The sequence below is a fragment of the Pseudolabrys sp. genome, assembly GCF_050250095.1.
Taxonomy (GTDB): domain Bacteria; phylum Pseudomonadota; class Alphaproteobacteria; order Rhizobiales; family Xanthobacteraceae; genus Pseudolabrys.
Genome location: NZ_JBFWPH010000005.1, coordinates 140,687 through 156,531, shown reverse-complemented (window position 1 = coordinate 156,531; position 15,845 = coordinate 140,687). Strand labels below are relative to the sequence as shown.

Genomic DNA, 15,845 nt, shown 5'->3' with positions numbered 1-15,845 from the left:
TTATCGGTCGGCAAGTTCCGCTTGCGCCGTCCGGCAAGGTGCCATCTAATATCCGAGCACCCGAATGGCTCGACCGAACAATCGAGGGGCGGTCGGCCAGGATCCGGACAACGACATCGTCCCGCGCGTCAAGACGCGGGCAGAAAAATGGAACAAGGCGATGGCCGCCGATCGCGCACAGAATTTACAAGACACATTTCTCAATCACGTCCGTAAAGCCAAAATTCCGCTGACCATTTTTCTGGTCAACGGCGTGAAATTGCAGGGCGTCGTAACCTGGTTTGACAATTTCTGCGTGCTGTTGCGCCGCGACGGACACTCGCAGCTCGTCTACAAGCACGCGATCTCGACGATCATGCCCGGTCATCCGGTGCAATTGTTCGAAGGCGGCGAAGAAGGCGCTGCAGGAGACAAAGCCTAGTTGGAACCACGTCTGCGCGACGCGCGCTCGATCGGAGCAGATCCCGGGCCGTCCGGGTTCGAGACCGGCCGTGCCGTCGTCATCGAACCTATCGTGAAGCGCGACGCGGAACGCGCCGGCGCTGCCGCGCGCTCGGGCGAGGAGCGTCTCGACGAGGCGGTCGGCCTTGCCGCCGCGATCGACCTCAACGTCGTTCACGCCGGACTGGTGATGCTGAACGACATCCGCCCGGCGACCTATATCGGCAAGGGAAAGGTCGACGAGATCGCCGGCATCGTCAAAAGCCTCGGCGCTGGCGTCGTGATCATGGATTGCCCGGTGTCGCCGGTGCAGCAGCGCAATCTGGAGAAGGCGTGGAACGCCAAGGTGCTCGACCGCACCGGGCTGATCCTCGAAATCTTCGGCCGGCGCGCGCGCACCAAGGAAGGCTCGCTGCAGGTCGAGCTTGCCCATCTGAATTACCAGAAGGGGCGGCTGGTGCGGTCCTGGACGCATCTGGAGCGTCAGCGCGGCGGCTTCGGCTTCCTCGGCGGTCCCGGCGAGACGCAGATCGAGTCCGATCGCCGCGTCATCGAAGACCGCATCGACCGCATCGAGGCCGATCTGGAAAAGGTCAAGCGCACCCGCAAGCTGCATCGCGACAGCCGCAAGCGCGTGCCTTATCCGGTCGTGGCGCTGGTGGGCTACACCAATGCCGGAAAATCGACGCTGTTCAATCGCATGACGCGGGCGCAGGTGCTCTCGGCCGACATGCTGTTTGCGACGCTCGATCCGACGTTGCGCTCGATCGACTTGCCGCACGGCACCCGCGTCATACTTTCCGACACCGTCGGCTTTATCTCGGACCTGCCGACCATGCTGGTCGCGGCGTTCCGCGCCACGCTTGAGGAAGTGATCGAGGCCGACATCATCCTCCACGTCCGCGACATGTCGCATGAGGCGGCCGATGCACAGTCGGCCGATGTCGCCAAGGTTCTGGCGGAACTCGGCATCGATCCCAAGCGCGAGCGGCGGATGATCGAGGTCTGGAACAAGATCGACCGGCTCAGCGCCGAAGGGCGCGCGAGCCTCGCCAATCTCGCCGCGCGGCAGCCCGACAACGAGCAGCCCGTGCTGGTGTCGGCGGTCACCGGCGAGGGGATCGACGGGCTGATCGCGGCGGTCGAGGCGCGGCTTGCCGAGCGGCGGCAGACGCTCGCGCTGACGCTTGACGCGGCGGACGGCGCGGGCCTGAGCTGGCTGCACCGCAATTCCGAGGTGCTGTCGCGGGAGCTGCGCGACGACGGCCGCATGGCGGTCACCGTGCGCGCCGATCCCGATCACGCCGGGCAAATCCGCGCGAAATTTCCGGACGCAGTGACGGGCTAATCTGCTCCGCTCACCCCCGCGAAAGCGGGGGTCCAGCAGTGGAATAACCGGCGTTTCGGTATGGCTCTGGATTCCCGCTTTCGCGGGAATGAGCGGAGTGCGGTTTGATCGGACTGTGCCCTAATCCCGCGCTTTTTCCACCCGCTTGGCCTCGTTCCACAACGCATCCATCTCGTCGAGCGTCGACCGGGCTGGCGTCGCGCCGCGCGCGGCGAGGGCCCGTTCGATATGGCCGAAGCGGCGCTCGAACTTGCTGTTGGTCGCGCGCAGCGCCGATTCCGGGTCGGCATCGACATGGCGGGCGAGGTTGACCGCGGCAAACAGCAGGTCGCCGACTTCGCCGGCGATGGCGGCATCGTCGCCGGCGTCGAGCGCGGCTTCGATCTCGTCGGCTTCTTCGCGGATCTTGGCGAGCACGGCGCGGGGGTCGTTCCAATCGAAACCGACCTTTCCGGCCTTCTGCTGCAGCTTGAGGGCGCGGGTCAGCGCCGGCAACGCGAGCGGAACACCGGCAAGGGCACCCGCGGGCTCCGTCTTGCCGCGCGCGGCCTTCGCGGCCTTTTCCTGGGCCTTGATGTCGTCCCAGAGGCCTTTGACGGCCTCGGCCGTCTTGCCGCTGGCATCGGCAAAGACGTGCGGGTGACGGCGGATCAGCTTTTCGGTGATGGCCTGAACGACGTCGGGGAAGGCGAAGGCGCCTTGCTCCTGCGCCATGCGGGCGTGAAACACGACCTGCAGCAGCAGGTCGCCCAACTCATCGCGCAGGTCGTCGAGGTCGCCGCGCGCAATGGCGTCGGCCACCTCATAGGCTTCCTCGAGCGTATAGGGCGCGATGCTCGCGAAATCCTGCTCCAAGTCCCACGGGCAGCCGCTGCCGGGCGTGCGCAGCGCGGCCATGATCTCGATCAGACGGGAAATGTCACGGGATGGGGTCATCGGCTTAAACTCGTCCGGCTGGGGCGGCAGCAGGTTTATGGAGGCGCGGACCGTATCACAGGGCCCGTGGCCGAATGGCCGACGCTCAAACCCAATCCGCGGCGAACTCAAGGCTCATTCCACGATTCGCATAAGACATATTATGGAACTAAAATGCTCGTGCCGGTCGGCCCTGACAACATGAAGATATTCTCATAATATGTTGATATCATTTGAAATAACGAGATTTCTCAGAATTTGCTTTAGCTGATTTCGACGGACAACCCGTCATAGGCCGGCTCGACGCCGGCCGGGAGCCTGCCGCGCAATTCCTCGTAGTCGAGGTCGCAATGCAGGTTGATCAGCACCGCCCGGGCGGGCTTCAGACGCGCGATCAAGGCCAGCGCCTCATCGACGCTCAGGTGGCTCGAATGGACGGCGTAGCGCAGCGCATCGACCATCCAGACGTCGAGCCCCTCAAGCGCCGCCGCCGTCTCGTTCGGGATCGCCTTGAGGTCCGCCGAATAGGCCACGCGGCCGAACCGGTAGCCGACCGTCTCGATGTCGCCGTGGAACTGGCGGACCGGCAGCGCCGTGATCGGGCCGCCGGGACCGTCGATGACGATCTCCTGCCCGACCGTCAGCCGGCGCTCGCGGGCGATCGGCGGGTAATCGCTGCCGGGCGGCGATTCAAGGCAATAGCCGAACCGCTGGCGCACCGCGGCGCCGGTCGTCTCATCCATGTAGATATCGACCCGGCGGCGGCTGCGCACAAACAGGCCGCGCAGATCGTCGATGCCGTGGACGTGGTCGGCATGGGCATGCGTCATCAGCACGCCGTCGAGATGCTCGACGCCGGCCTCGATCAGCTGCATGCGCAGGTCCGGCGAGCAATCGACCAGCACGCGGGTTACGCCGCCGTCGGCTCCGGTCCGCTCGACCAGCAGCGAGGAGCGCCGGCGGGCGTTTTTTGGGTTGTTGGGATCGCAGGCGCCCCAGCCGAGCCCGACGCGCGGCACGCCCATCGAGGAGCCGCAGCCCAAAATCGTGAACCGCATGCTCACGCCGGCGTTCCGCGCGGCACTTTGGCGAACAGCCGGAAGAAATTCTCGGTGGTCTGCCTCGCCATATCGTCAAAGGCGGCTTTGCGGGTCTCGGCCAGCACCTTGGCGGTCTCGACGACATAGGACGGCTCGTTGCGTTTCCCCCGGAACTTGCCGGGCGCAAGGAACGGCGCGTCGGTCTCGACCAGGATGCGGTCGGCCGGCAGATCGGCGGCGACCGCGCGCAGGTCTTCGGACTTCTTGAAGGTCAGGATGCCGGAAAACGACACATAGTGACCGAGCGCCACTGCGCGCATCGCGAGGTCGCGACCGCCGGTGAAGCAATGCAGCACGGCCGGGAAGGCGCCCTTCCCGGTTTCTTCTTCGAGAATCCGCGCCATGTCGTCGTCGGCGTCGCGCGAATGGATGACGAGCGGCAGGCCGCTTCGGCGCGCAGCGTCGATATGTGCGCGCAGACCCTGTTCCTGCGCGTCGCGCGGCGCGTTGTCGTAGTGATAGTCGAGGCCGGCTTCGCCGATCGCGACGACGCGCGGGTTCTCCGCGATGCGCAGCAACTCGTCGGCGCCGATGTCGAGTTCCTCATGGGCGTTATGAGGGTGTGTGCCGACCGAGCAGAACACATCGGGGAAACGCTCGGCGATGGCGAGCACCTGCGCGTGGCGCTTCACCCGCGTCGAGATCGTCACCATGCGGCCCAAGCCAGCCTCGCGGGCGCGCGTCACCACCGCGTCGAGCTCCGGCTGGAACTCCGGAAAATCGAGGTGGCAATGGCTGTCGACCAGCATCACTACGCGGTTTCCTATTTGGCTTCCGGTTTGGCGTCCGGCTCGACGTAGCGCGGGAAAACCGGCTGCGGCGCCGGCAGCTTCGTGCCCGGCGTCAGGCGTTGCTTGCCGTCGAGCTGCGCGAATGTCCGCTCGCTCTCGGGCACGGCGAGCAGATCGAGCAGCTTGCCCGCGCTCGCGGGAATGAAAGGCTGGGCAAGGATCGCGACCTGCCGGATCACTTCCGCCGTAACATAGAGCACGGTGCCCTGCTTGGCCGGATCGGTCTTGGCCAGCGCCCACGGCGCCTCGCCGGCGAAATAGCGGTTTGCATCCGCCACCACCGCCCAGACGGCGTTCAACACCTGATGCAACGCCTGCGTCTGCATCGCGTCGCGCGCCTTGCCGATCATGCCGTCGGCGGCGGCAAGGATCGTCTTGTCGGCGTCCGAGAACGCGGCCGGCGCCGGCATCACGCCGCCGAGCTGCTTTCCGATCATCGACAGAGAGCGCTGCGCCAGGTTGCCGAGATCGTTGGCGAGATCGGCATTGGTGCGGTTGATGATCGCTTCGTGGCTGTAATTGCCGTCCTGCCCGAACGGCACTTCGCGCAGGAAGAAAAAGCGGAACTGATCGACGCCATAGGTGTCGGCCAGTTCGAACGGGTCGATGACGTTGCCGACCGACTTCGACATTTTCTCGCCGCGGTTGAACAGGAAGCCGTGGCTGAAGATGCGCTTCTGGACAGCGACGTCGGCTGACATCAGGAAGGCGGGCCAGTACACCGCGTGGAAACGTACGATGTCCTTGCCGATCACATGCAGATCGGCCGGCCAGAATTTTTTGAACTTCTCGGTGTCATCGGGGAAATCGACCGCGGTCAGATAGTTCGTCAGCGCGTCGACCCAGACATACATGACGTGCTTGGGGTCGCCCGGCACCGGGACGCCCCAATTGAAGGTCGTGCGCGAGATCGACAGATCTTGCAGCCCGCCGCGCACGAAGCTCGCTACCTCGTTCAGCCGCTCGCGCGGCAGCACGAAGTCCGGCACCTTTTCGTAGAGGTCGAGCAGCTTCTGCTGATAGGCCGACAGCTTGAAGAAATAGCTCTCCTCCTCCACCCACTCGACCGGCGTGCTGGTCTTGGTGGCGATGCGCACCTTGTGCTCGTTGAGCTGCGTCTCGTCCTCGGCGTAATAGGCTTCGTCGCGGACCGAGTACCAGCCGGCATATTTCGAGAGATAGATGTCGCCGTTCTTCGCCATCCGCTCCCAGATAGCGGCGGAGGCGCGATAGTGCCGCTCCTCGGTGGTGCGGATGAAGTCGTCGTTCGAGCAGTTGAGCTTCTTGGCCATCGCTTGGAAGCGCGGCACATGACGCTCCAGCAGGTCGCGCGGGCCAAGCCCCTCTTTCGCGGCCGTTTGCTGGATCTTCTGGCCGTGCTCGTCGGTGCCGGTCAGGAAAAAGACGTCATAGCCGTCGAGCCGCTTGAAGCGGGCGATGGCGTCGGTGGCGATCACTTCGTAGGCGTGGCCGATATGCGGCGGGCCGTTCGGATAGGAGATCGCGGTGGTGATGTAATAAGGCGTTTTGGCCATGAGGCCGGTTACCTATCAACCGCGCGCCGCCTCGGCAAGCAAGCCGAAGACCGAGAAAACCAGCGGTTTGCGCTCGAGGTTGTAGGCCTGCGCGTCGCGGGCGGCGCGGTTGACGTCGTCCCACGTTTCGGCCACCCGGCCGGCCTGGCGGGTTTCACGGGCAACGGCCGCGAGCCGCGTGGACAGCCAGTCGTTGACGACGTCCATGACGGTCGTGAGGTTGCGCGCGTCGCCGCCGGCCAGCGCATCGCCCAGCGCGTGCAGCGCGCGCGGATCGGGATTGGGCAGTTGCGCCAGCAGGCCCAGGGTCTTCTCCCGCAGCGCCAGCGCGCCGCCGTCCATCAGTTCGATGGCGCGGGCGACGCTGCCGTCGGCCGCTTCCGCCGCCGCCATGATATCGGGGTCGGTCGGCGAGCGGCCGAGCGCCTTGCCGGCCGCAAGACAGACGTCGTTGGCCGGCAATGGGCGCAGATCGAGCCGCCGGCAGCGCGAGCGGATCGTGGGCAGCGCGCGGCCCGGCGCGTGGCTGACCAGCAGCAGCAAGGTGCGCTCCGGCGGCTCTTCGAGCACCTTCAGGATCGCATTGGCGCCGGAACGGTTGAGTTCGTCGATCGCGTCCACGATGGCGATGCGCCAGCCGCCCTCGCTCGCCGTCGAACCGAAAAACGGCACCATGCGCCGCACGTCATCGACCGCAATGTCCTGCGACAGCCTGCCCTTGTCGTTCAGGCGGCGTTCGAGCGCGAGCAGACCGCCATGCGCCTCGTTGGCGATGCGCCTCGCGGCGGGATGATCGTCCAGCACTGCGAGCGACGTGGCCTTTTGCACATCGGGCGCCGAGGGATCGGGGTGCGCGAGCACGAAGCGCGCGAAACGATGGGCAAGCGTCGCCTTGCCGATGCCGCGCGACCCGCCGATCAGCCAGGCATGCGGCATGCGCCCGCCGCGATAGCTATCGAGCAAGGCGCGCTCGGCCTCCGCGTGGCCGTACAGCGCAAGCGTTTCGCGCGGGTGCCGCGCCCCGTCATCCGGCGGCTTGTCGTCGCGATCATCGCTCACGACGCTGCGCCTTCCACGACACGCGCCACGCCGCCGACGCCGAGGCGGCTGCGCACCGCGGTCCAGATCTGGTCGAAGACGGCGGGCTTCGGCTTGCCGGCGTCGATCAGCACGCAACGATCGGAGTCCTGCTTGGCCAGAATACGGAACGCCTCGCGCAGCATCTCATGGAATTCCGGCGCTTCCGCCTCGAAGCGGTCGGCTTGCGAGTTGCCGCGGCGGCGCTGCGCGCGGGCAAGACCGGTGTCGGCCGGCAAATCCATGATGAAGGTGAGATCGGGCACGTACTCGCCGACGACGATGCGCTCGAGCGCGCGGGTCAGCCGCGGATTCGTCTTGCCGGCGATGCCCTGATAAATGCGCGTCGAATCCATGAAGCGGTCGCAGATCACCCATTGCCCAGCCGCGAGCGCCGGCGCGATGGTGTTGCGGATGTGATCGTCGCGCGCGGCGGCGAACAGCAACAGCTCGGCGTCGCCGCCGAGATGCTTGGCCGCGCCGGACAGAATGATGTGGCGCATGATTTCCGCGCCGGGCGAGCCGCCGGGCTCGCGCGTCTGGATGACGTCGATGCCCTGCTGTTTCAGTTGCTGCGCCAGCAGCGTGGCATGGGTTGACTTGCCGCTGCCCTCGCCGCCCTCGAATGTGATGAAGCGGCCGCGCGTCACAGACGTTGCGCTCCGGAGCGGAACAGGTTGATCACCGTTTCGGCTACCGCATCGATCGCCCGTTGCGACATGCTGCCTTTCTCGACGCTGTCGGCCGCCTTCAGCGGCATCTGCAGGACGACATTGTCGCCGCGCCAGACCTTGAGCGTGCCGATCGGCGTGCCGGCCGCGACCGGCGCCGCCACCGGCCCTTGATAAATGATGCGCGCGATCAGCCGTTCGCTGCCGTTCTTCGGCACCATGATCTTGACGAGGCTCGGCGCGACCAGCGGCACGCGCCCGCTCGCGCCGCCGAAGACCTTGGCCTCGCCGATGGTCTGGCCTTCGGCGAACAGCACGCGCTGCTCGAACGAGCGGAAACCCCACTCGAGCAATCGCTTGGCGTCGTCCGCGCGATCCTTGGCCGATTTCGTGCCGTTGACCACGACGATCAGGCGCAACCCGTTCTGCACCGCGGAGCCGACAAGGCCGTAGCCCGCTTCAGAGGTGAAGCCGGTCTTCAGGCCGTCGGCGCCATCGACGACGCCGAGCAGCGGATCGCGGTTGAACTGGCGGATCTTGTTCCAGGTGAACTCGCGCTCGCCGAAGATCGGATAGAGGTCCGGATAGGTCAGGATGATCTGCCGGGCGAGCTTGCCGAGCTCGCGCGTCGTCACCTTGGTGCCGGGATTGGGCAGGCCGTTTGAATTGGCGAAGGTCGAGCGCTCGAGGCCGATCTCGCGGGCGCGCTTGGTGAGCTTTGCGGCGAATTCGGCCTCGTTGCCCGCCATGCCTTCGGCGAGCACGATGCAGGCGTCGTTGCCGGACTGGATGATCATGCCGCGGATCAGATCCGCGACTGGGATCAGGCTGTGAATGGCCGCGAACATGGTCGAGCCGCCCGACGGCGCGCCGCCCTTGCGCCAGGCATTCTCGCTGACCCGGAATTCATCGGTGAGTTTGAGGCGGCCTTCCTTCAACTCGTGGAAGACGTATTCCGCGGTCATCAGCTTGGCGAGGCTCGCCGGGAAAATCAGTTCGTCCGGCGACTTCTCGTAGAGGACGCCGCCGTTCTCGGCGTCGATCAGGATGGCGTGCGGTGCCGAAATGTTCGGCTCATCCTTCTTCGGCGCCTGCTGGGCCTTGCCCTCGCCCATTCCCCCAAGCGCGAGCGCGGCGATAAGGCCGGCGGCCGTCAGATAATGGTGGAACCGGAAAAAACGGAATGGGTTCAAAGCGACGCCTCGCGAGTCCGGATACAGGCCGGGCAACTCAGGCCGAACGATGACGCTTTGCGCGAAAAAAGCGGCTCAGTAAAGGCCGCGGCCGCTCACGAAGCCCGCGGAACCATCATAGCGCACAGGCGCATAGGCCGAAACCGGCGAGGTCGCGGGCGCGCGGTAGGCCGGGGGCGAGAGCCGCGCCACCACCGGCGCCTCCTGCGGCTCAGGCGCCGGCAGAGGCTCCGCCTCGACCGCCGAACGCTGCGGGGCGGCCTCGCTTTCGCCCAGCGCATAAGGCCGCTCGCGCGGTTCCGGTACGTTGCCGATTCGGTTCATCGGCCGCGCATCGAAGAATTCGGGCGCATAGGGCTTCATCGAGGCGACCTGAATGCCGGCACGGCGCGGCTCGTCGCGCTGCTGCTGCGCCGGCGGTGCGTCGTTGCGGGCGTAGGCGCGCTCGTCGCCGACGCCCTGCTTTGCCGGATGGCCGTCGATGCGCAGCGTCGCCATCAGCTTGAGGTCGTCGGAACCGGCGAGCGGCGCGCGCCCGACATATTCGACGCGGACCGGCGCGAGGCCGTGACCGGAGAAGCCGAGGAGCTTCGCGCTGCGCGACGACAGATCGATCAGCCGGTTATGCGCGTAAGGGCCGCGATCGTTGACCCGCACGATCAGCGAGCGCTTGTTGCGCAGGTTGGTGACCCGCACATAAGACGGCAGCGGCAGTGTCGGATGCGCGGCCGTGATCGAGTTCATGTCGAAGATTTCGCCGTTCGCCGTGTAACGGCCGTGGAAATCGTCGCCGTACCAGGAGGCCATGCCTTCGGCGCGGTAGTTGACGTTCTCCTGCGGAACATAGGTCCGCCCGGCGATGGTATAGGGCTTGCCGACGCGATAGACGCCGCCACCCTTGGGCACCGGCTGGCCTGGCTCGACCACGCGCGCGCTGGCCGATACGCCGAGCTTGGGATCGATGGTCTGGTTGCAGTTGGCGAGCGTCAGTCCGGCGACGGCGAGCACCGCGACACGTAGGACGGATGGACGCAAGAAGGCCGGACGCGCGGCAAGCTGGCGTCCGATCAGGCCTGCGCCTGCTGATCCCCCCGCTCCCTGCATTCCGTACCGGTCCCCGAGACTGTGCAGTTAACATTACCCGGCGGGCGAAGGTCGCGAAAGCACGCCGCGTCGCTGTGGTAAATGATTGGTTCCACGCGCGTTTCGGCTTCCGGCCCCGGCGCGCGTAACCCCGCATTAAGCGAATTGCTTCGCACTTGCAATAGATTGTCGCTTCGCCCATTGGAGGCGGCGTGGAAGGGTGGCCGAGTGGTTTAAGGCACCGGTCTTGAAAACCGGCGTGCCCGCAAGGGTACCGTGAGTTCGAATCTCACCCCTTCCGCCATATTTGCGCCGGCCGTCAGCGCCAGAGGCCGTAATCCGGCCACCGGCTTTCCGGAATGATCTTGCCGATCTTGTAGCTGAACGACAGCACGCGCATGTGGTCGTCGGAGCCTTTGCAGACGAATGACAGGCTGAACCACTGTCCTTTGCTCCGGAACGCAGCGCCCGGCGCCCGCAAGACATTTCCCTTGTGGATCGGATGAGCGCTCACATCGCTCTTTGCCCGGTCCGGAGCAAATTGCGGTGAGTCCCGTCGAATACGCGACATGGCTTCGACGTCGCAGATTTGTTCCAGGCGGAGATCCGGATCCAGTCGCGCCAGGCTCGCGAGGTAACGAGCGCTGGCTGCGAAGAGCGGCTCAGTTGTCGCGCATGCCAATGCGATGAGGGCAAGAAAGCATTTCGCCGTTGTCATTACCTGCTTGTCGCTCAAATCAAATCGTCGCGCCTGCCCGGGTGATACAAACCGAGACGTAGGGTGGCAAGACCGGATGACGCGCGTGTGGATGATCGAGTCCCTTGCAGTTAGCCGGACAAAATCCGGGCAACCTGCGGGCCGGTGTCACCGTCGGTGCTTCAGTCTACCAATCGATCGGGAGGAACGGCCCCGCCCCGCTGCGGCATTCGCGCTGGCAGGATCGGTCGCAGGAGTCCGTCCGCGCGACGCAATCGGCTTGCGGTGCTGCGTCCGGGGTGGACGGCGGCATTGCGGCGCGCTTGAGGCAGGCCGCCTCCTCCGCCGTGCAGACGGTCTGGCAGGCGCTCCAGCAGGCCCGCGCATCCCAGACCCGGGAGGCCCGCTCACCGCGCGGAAACGGCAGGAAAGTCCCCGCTTCGGTCGCCGGACGCATGGCTGCGGGGCGAGAAACATCGGCGGCGGCTGCCGGCAATGCGCTGCCTGCAACCGAGAACACCGTAAAAAGCATGAAAACGAGGATGCGCATCGATGGACCTTGGCTGTGCCGGACGATATCAATGCCCTCGAACGGTGCCAAATCGTGCGGTGGGAACCGGTATTTTGCCAATATTGGCAGGTTCCTTGGCCGGCGATCAGCAACGGAACGCAACCCGGACATTCGTGTGACAAACGCCGTCGACATGCCCCCGGTCGCGACCGCCAGCAAGCCTGCCGGCCAGACATTCGGCACCGCCGGCATCAAGCCGATGGTGCGGCCGCGGCTCACGACGCGCATCCTGATGGGCATCGTCGCCCAGGTCGAGAAGCTCAATCTCCACTGCAGCAAGGTCGGCAATCCCGCCTTCTACGACACAGCGGTGTTCCCCTGGGCGCGCGAGATCGAGAAGGAGTGGCCGGCGATCCGCGCCGAGCTTGAAAAGGTGCTTGTCCGCAAGGACGACCTGCCCGGCTTCCACGAAATTTCCTCGGACGTCGCGACCATCAGTACCGATGCCGGCTGGAAAACCTTTCTGCTCGCGGGTTACGGCTTCAAGTCCGAGAACAATATCCGGCAATGCCCCGCGACCTGGGCGGCGTGCCAGAAAATCCCCGGCCTCATCACGGCGATGTTCTCGATCCTCGAGCCCGGCAAGCATCTGCCGCCGCATCGCGGTCCCTATAACGGGGTGCTGCGGCTGCATCTCGGCCTGATCGTGCCGGAGCCGCGCGAGCAACTCGGCATCCGCGTCGCCGATACCGAATATCGCTGGCGCGAGGGCGAAGCGGTGATCTTCGACGACGCCTACGAGCATGAAGCGTGGAACAACACGCCGCACACCCGCGTCGTGCTGTTCGTCGATTTCGTCAAGCCGCTGCGCTTCCCCGGCCGTTTCCTGAACTGGCTGCTGCTGCACATTGCCGTGTTCACGCCCTTCATCCGCGAAGGTCTCGACAATCAGAAGGCTTGGGAAAAGCGCTTTTACGCCGAAGCCGAAGCGTTGCGGAACAACTAGGTCAACGATGAACGAAAACGCCGCGCCGAAAGTGAGCTTCGTCTCGCTCGGCTGCCCCAAAGCCCTTGTCGACAGCGAGCGCATCATCACGAAGCTGCGCGCGGAAGGCTATGAGCTGACGCGCGAGCATGCGGGCTCCGATCTCGTCATCGTCAACACCTGCGGGTTCCTCGACAGCGCCAAGGAAGAGTCGCTCGCCGCGATCGGCACCGCGCTCAACGAGAACGGCAAGGTGATCGTCACCGGCTGCATGGGGGCGGAACCGGAGAACATCACCGCCGCCTATCCCAACGTGCTGGCGATCACCGGCCCGCAGCAATACGAAAGCGTGCTCGAGGCCGTGCATCGCGCGGTGCCGCCGAAGCACGATCCCTTCATCGACCTCGTGCCGCCGGAAGGCGTCAAGCTCACACCGCGCCACTACGCTTACTTGAAGATTTCCGAGGGCTGCAACAACCGCTGCTCGTTCTGCATCATCCCGAAGCTGCGCGGCGATCTCGTCTCGCGGCCGGCCGCCGATGTGTTGCGCGAGGCGGAACGCCTCGTCGCCGCCGGCGTCAAGGAGCTGCTCGTCATCTCGCAGGACACCTCTGCCTACGGCGTCGATGTGAAATACGCCGCGAGCAAATGGAAGAGCCGCGACGGCGCCGAGCGCGAGGTGCGCGCCAAATTCCTCGATCTTGCCTCGGCGCTCGGGGAGCTCGGCGTCTGGACGCGGCTGCATTACGTCTACCCCTACCCGCATGTCGACGAAGTCATGCCGCTGATGGCGGACCGGAAAGTGCTGCCCTATCTCGACATCCCGTTCCAGCACGCGAGCCCCGACGTGCTCAAGCGCATGAAGCGGCCCGCCGCGCAGGAAAAGACGCTCGACCGCATCCGCAAGTGGCGCGAGATGTGCCCGGATCTGACGCTCCGTTCGACCTTCATCGTCGGCTTTCCCGGCGAGACCGATGCGGATTTCGAGTTCCTGCTCGACTGGCTCGATGAAGCCTCGCTCGACCGCGTCGGCTGTTTCAAATACGAGCCGGTGCGCGGCGCCCCGGCCAACGATCTCGGCGATGCCGTCCCCGATGATGTGAAGGAGGACCGCTGGCATCGTTTCATGCAGCGTCAGCAGAGGATTTCCGCGCAGCGATTGAAGCGCAAGGTGGGTTCGCGCCAGCAGGTTATCATCGACGAGGCTGGTCCTACCGTTGCCAAGGGCCGTTCGATGGCCGACGCGCCGGAGATCGACGGCGCCGTGTATGTGGCGAGCAGAAGGCCGCTTCGTGTCGGCGAGATTGCGACCGTCAAGATCGACCGCGCCGACGACTACGATCTGCACGGAACCGCCGTCGGTTTCTGATCGTTCCGCGATATTTCGACGGAACTCGACGTGATAGTGCCGCCGCTTGCGCCATTAAATGGCCGAAGACGGAGGCAATCTTTCTCTTCCGCGAACGACGCTCACGTTCCGATTCACGGAAGGAGGAGTTGCGTCATGACCATTTCGAAGACTTCACCTAGAACTTTCGCGACGCTGCTGCTTGCGACAACCGCCGCTGCGCTGACGCTGCCGACATCGGCGTCCGCCGACATCGTCGCCTCGGCCGTCACGCCGCTGAACATCCGCTCGGGGCCAGGCCCTGAACACGCGGTCGTCGGCTATATCCCGCAGAATGCACAGATCGCGGTCGCGGGCTGCATTCAAGGCAGCCTGTGGTGCCGCGTCAGCTATCAGGGCCATTCCGGCTGGGCCTATTCGCAATACCTGACCGGAAACGTCGCCGGCCGCTCGGTCGTCGTGTCGCAGGCGATCACGCAGGTGCCGACCGTGACCTATCAGGTGCCGGTCGAAGCCAGCACCGCGATGGCGGCCGCGCCGCCGGAAATCACCGGCACCATCGTGCAGCGTCCGGTCGAGGCGCAGCCGCTCAACATCGCGCCGCCGCCGACAACGGTGCGCCAGTATGTCGTCGCGAACCCGGTCCAGCCGGTCTACCTCAACGGCGAAGTCGTCGTCGGCGCCGGCCTGCCGGAAGACGTGACGCTGACGCCGGTGCCGGACTATCAGTATCAATACGCTTATGTGAACGGGCAGCAGGTGCTGGTCGAGCCGCGCACGCGCAGGGTGACCTACATCTATCGCTGATGCGCCGCGCCTAAAGCGCGCGCACGATCGCCGCGACGGCGTTCGTCAGTCGCGCCAGATCGTCCGCGCCGATGGTGAAGGCCGGCGTCAGATAGATCGCGTTGCCGAGCGGACGGACGAATACGCCGCGTTCGATGAATCGCGCGCGGAGCGTTTCAAGATCGTCGATGCGGTCGAGTTCGACGACGCCGATCGCGCCCATCGCCCGCACCTCCTTCACGCGCGGCAGCCCGGCGCATGGCGCAAGCCCGTCGCGCAACGCCGCCGTGATCGCAGCGATCTGCGCGATTCGCGGCTCGCGGTCGAACAGGTCGAGCGACGCATTGGCCGCCGCACAGCCGAGCGCATTCGCCATGAAGGTCGGGCCGTGCATCAGCGCCTTGGCGGGATCGTCCGACCAGAACGCCTCGAATACTTTCTGCGTTGCGACGGTCGCGGCGAGCGGCAGCGTGCCGCCGGTCAGCGCCTTCGACAGCGTGAGGATGTCCGGCGTCACGCCGGCCTGCTCGCAGGCGAACATGGTGCCGGTGCGGCCAAATCCGGTAAATATCTCGTCGAAGATCAGCAGCACGTCGTGCTTGTCCGCGAGTGCGCGCAGGCACTTAAGCACATCGGGCTTGTGAAACTTCATGCCGCCCGCGCCCTGCACCAGTGGCTCGACGACGATACCGGCGATGGACTCGTCGTGTTTTGCCAGCAACGCGTCCAGCGCGCCGGTCGTCGCGTCATCCTCCGGCAGATCGACAATATGATGCTGCGGCAGCAAACCCGCGAACAGCGCATGCATGCCCTCGTCGGGGTCGCATACCGCCATCGCGCCGGTGGTGTCGCCATGATAGCCGTTGCGGAACGCGACGAAACGCTTGCGTCCCGTTTCGCCGCGGTTGATCCAGAACTGCACCGCCATCTTCATCGCGATCTCAACCGCGACCGAACCTGAATCCGAAAAGAACACCCGCGTCAGATCGCCGGGCAGCAGCTCCGCGAGGCGTTGCGCGAGCCGCGCCGCCTGTTCGTGAACGAGGCCGCCGAACATCACATGCGGCATCTCCGCCAACTGCCGCTCCACGGCGGCGCGGATATGCGGATGGTTGTAGCCGTGGCACGCGGTCCACCACGACGCGATGCCGTCGATCAGTTCGCGGCCGTCCGCCAGCACGATTCGTGCGCCCTCGGTGCGCGCCACCGGCATCGGCAGGGGCGCGGTCTTCATCTGCGTATAGGGCAGCCAGAGGTGGCTCATGCCCTCGTCGCGCCAGTCGGGAACGCCGGCACTCATCGTCCGCCCTGTGATTTTGCCGCCGTCACCATGCATTTCGGCCGGTCCCGGCGGCCGGGAAGGA

At 65.6% G+C, this 15,845-nt stretch carries 16 protein-coding genes and 1 tRNA gene; 6 read left to right on the top strand and 11 right to left on the bottom strand.

What is annotated here, in order from left to right; genetic code table 11:
- Positions 1–160 precede the first annotated feature (160 nt).
- Positions 161–421, top strand: coding sequence for an RNA chaperone Hfq (gene hfq, locus AB7F10_RS16260; RefSeq protein ID WP_428562972.1), 261 nt, complete (start codon positions 161–163; stop codon positions 419–421).
- Positions 422–1,789 (top strand): GTPase HflX, encoded by a 1,368-nt coding sequence (hflX, locus tag AB7F10_RS16255; protein ID WP_428562636.1) that lies wholly within the window; start codon positions 422–424, stop codon positions 1,787–1,789.
- Between the two features lie 120 nt (positions 1,790–1,909).
- On the opposite strand, the gene mazG is transcribed toward hflX, so the two are convergent.
- The 8 genes from mazG to AB7F10_RS16215 all read right to left on the bottom strand — a co-directional run bounded on the left by mazG (position 1,910) and on the right by AB7F10_RS16215 (position 10,079).
- Positions 1,910–2,725 (bottom strand): nucleoside triphosphate pyrophosphohydrolase, encoded by an 816-nt coding sequence (gene mazG / locus AB7F10_RS16250; protein WP_428562974.1) that lies wholly within the window; start codon positions 2,723–2,725, stop codon positions 1,910–1,912.
- Positions 2,726–2,967: 242 nt separating this feature from the next.
- On the bottom strand, positions 2,968–3,768 hold the full coding sequence (locus AB7F10_RS16245; RefSeq protein ID WP_428562638.1) for an MBL fold metallo-hydrolase: 801 nt from the start codon (positions 3,766–3,768) through the stop codon (positions 2,968–2,970).
- Positions 3,765–4,553: a TatD family hydrolase gene (locus AB7F10_RS16240; protein ID WP_428562640.1), complete on the bottom strand. Its 789-nt coding sequence runs from the start codon at positions 4,551–4,553 to the stop codon at positions 3,765–3,767. The genes AB7F10_RS16245 and AB7F10_RS16240 overlap by 4 nt, the downstream gene beginning before the upstream one ends.
- A 14-nt stretch (positions 4,554–4,567) precedes the next feature.
- Entirely contained in the window at positions 4,568–6,130 is a 1,563-nt protein-coding gene (gene metG / locus AB7F10_RS16235; RefSeq protein WP_428562642.1) for a methionine--tRNA ligase, read from the bottom strand.
- A 15-nt stretch (positions 6,131–6,145) separates the two neighbouring features.
- On the bottom strand, positions 6,146–7,189 hold the full coding sequence (locus AB7F10_RS16230; RefSeq protein WP_428562644.1) for a DNA polymerase III subunit delta': 1,044 nt from the start codon (positions 7,187–7,189) through the stop codon (positions 6,146–6,148).
- A complete protein-coding gene (gene tmk, locus AB7F10_RS16225; RefSeq protein WP_428562646.1) occupies positions 7,186–7,857 on the bottom strand; it encodes a dTMP kinase in 672 nt (223 codons plus the stop codon). Before tmk ends, AB7F10_RS16230 begins: the two co-directional genes overlap by 4 nt.
- Positions 7,854–8,993 (bottom strand): D-alanyl-D-alanine carboxypeptidase family protein, encoded by a 1,140-nt coding sequence (locus AB7F10_RS16220; protein ID WP_428562976.1) that lies wholly within the window; start codon positions 8,991–8,993, stop codon positions 7,854–7,856. The genes tmk and AB7F10_RS16220 overlap by 4 nt, the downstream gene beginning before the upstream one ends.
- Positions 8,994–9,146: 153 nt before the next feature.
- On the bottom strand, positions 9,147–10,079 hold the full coding sequence (locus AB7F10_RS16215) for a septal ring lytic transglycosylase RlpA family protein (RefSeq protein ID WP_428562648.1): 933 nt from the start codon (positions 10,077–10,079) through the stop codon (positions 9,147–9,149).
- Between the two features lie 289 nt (positions 10,080–10,368).
- Here AB7F10_RS16215 and AB7F10_RS16210 point away from each other — a divergent pair.
- Positions 10,369–10,458: transfer RNA gene (locus tag AB7F10_RS16210), tRNA-Ser, on the top strand.
- Between the two features lie 15 nt (positions 10,459–10,473).
- Here the strand turns inward: AB7F10_RS16210 and AB7F10_RS16205 are convergent.
- Positions 10,474–10,890, bottom strand: a complete 417-nt coding sequence (locus AB7F10_RS16205) for a DUF930 domain-containing protein (RefSeq protein ID WP_428562650.1) — start codon at positions 10,888–10,890, stop codon at positions 10,474–10,476.
- Between the two features lie 148 nt (positions 10,891–11,038).
- A complete protein-coding gene (locus tag AB7F10_RS16200) occupies positions 11,039–11,557 on the bottom strand; it encodes a hypothetical protein (RefSeq protein WP_428562652.1) in 519 nt (172 codons plus the stop codon).
- On the opposite strand from AB7F10_RS16200, the gene AB7F10_RS16195 reads away from it, so the two are divergent.
- From AB7F10_RS16195 to AB7F10_RS16185, 3 genes are all read left to right on the top strand, one after another.
- Positions 11,556–12,368 (top strand): aspartyl/asparaginyl beta-hydroxylase domain-containing protein, encoded by an 813-nt coding sequence (locus AB7F10_RS16195; protein ID WP_428562978.1) that lies wholly within the window; start codon positions 11,556–11,558, stop codon positions 12,366–12,368. The two genes, AB7F10_RS16200 and AB7F10_RS16195, sit on opposite strands and share 2 nt — an antisense overlap.
- 7 nt (positions 12,369–12,375) lie before the next feature.
- Positions 12,376–13,716, top strand: a complete 1,341-nt coding sequence (rimO, locus tag AB7F10_RS16190) for a 30S ribosomal protein S12 methylthiotransferase RimO (RefSeq protein WP_428562654.1) — start codon at positions 12,376–12,378, stop codon at positions 13,714–13,716.
- A gap of 135 nt (positions 13,717–13,851) precedes the next feature.
- Positions 13,852–14,502: a DUF1236 domain-containing protein gene (locus AB7F10_RS16185; protein ID WP_428562656.1), complete on the top strand. Its 651-nt coding sequence runs from the start codon at positions 13,852–13,854 to the stop codon at positions 14,500–14,502.
- A gap of 10 nt (positions 14,503–14,512) precedes the next feature.
- On the opposite strand, the gene AB7F10_RS16180 is transcribed toward AB7F10_RS16185, so the two are convergent.
- Positions 14,513–15,781, bottom strand: coding sequence for an adenosylmethionine--8-amino-7-oxononanoate transaminase (locus tag AB7F10_RS16180; RefSeq protein ID WP_428562658.1), 1,269 nt, complete (start codon positions 15,779–15,781; stop codon positions 14,513–14,515).
- Positions 15,782–15,845 lie beyond the last annotated feature (64 nt).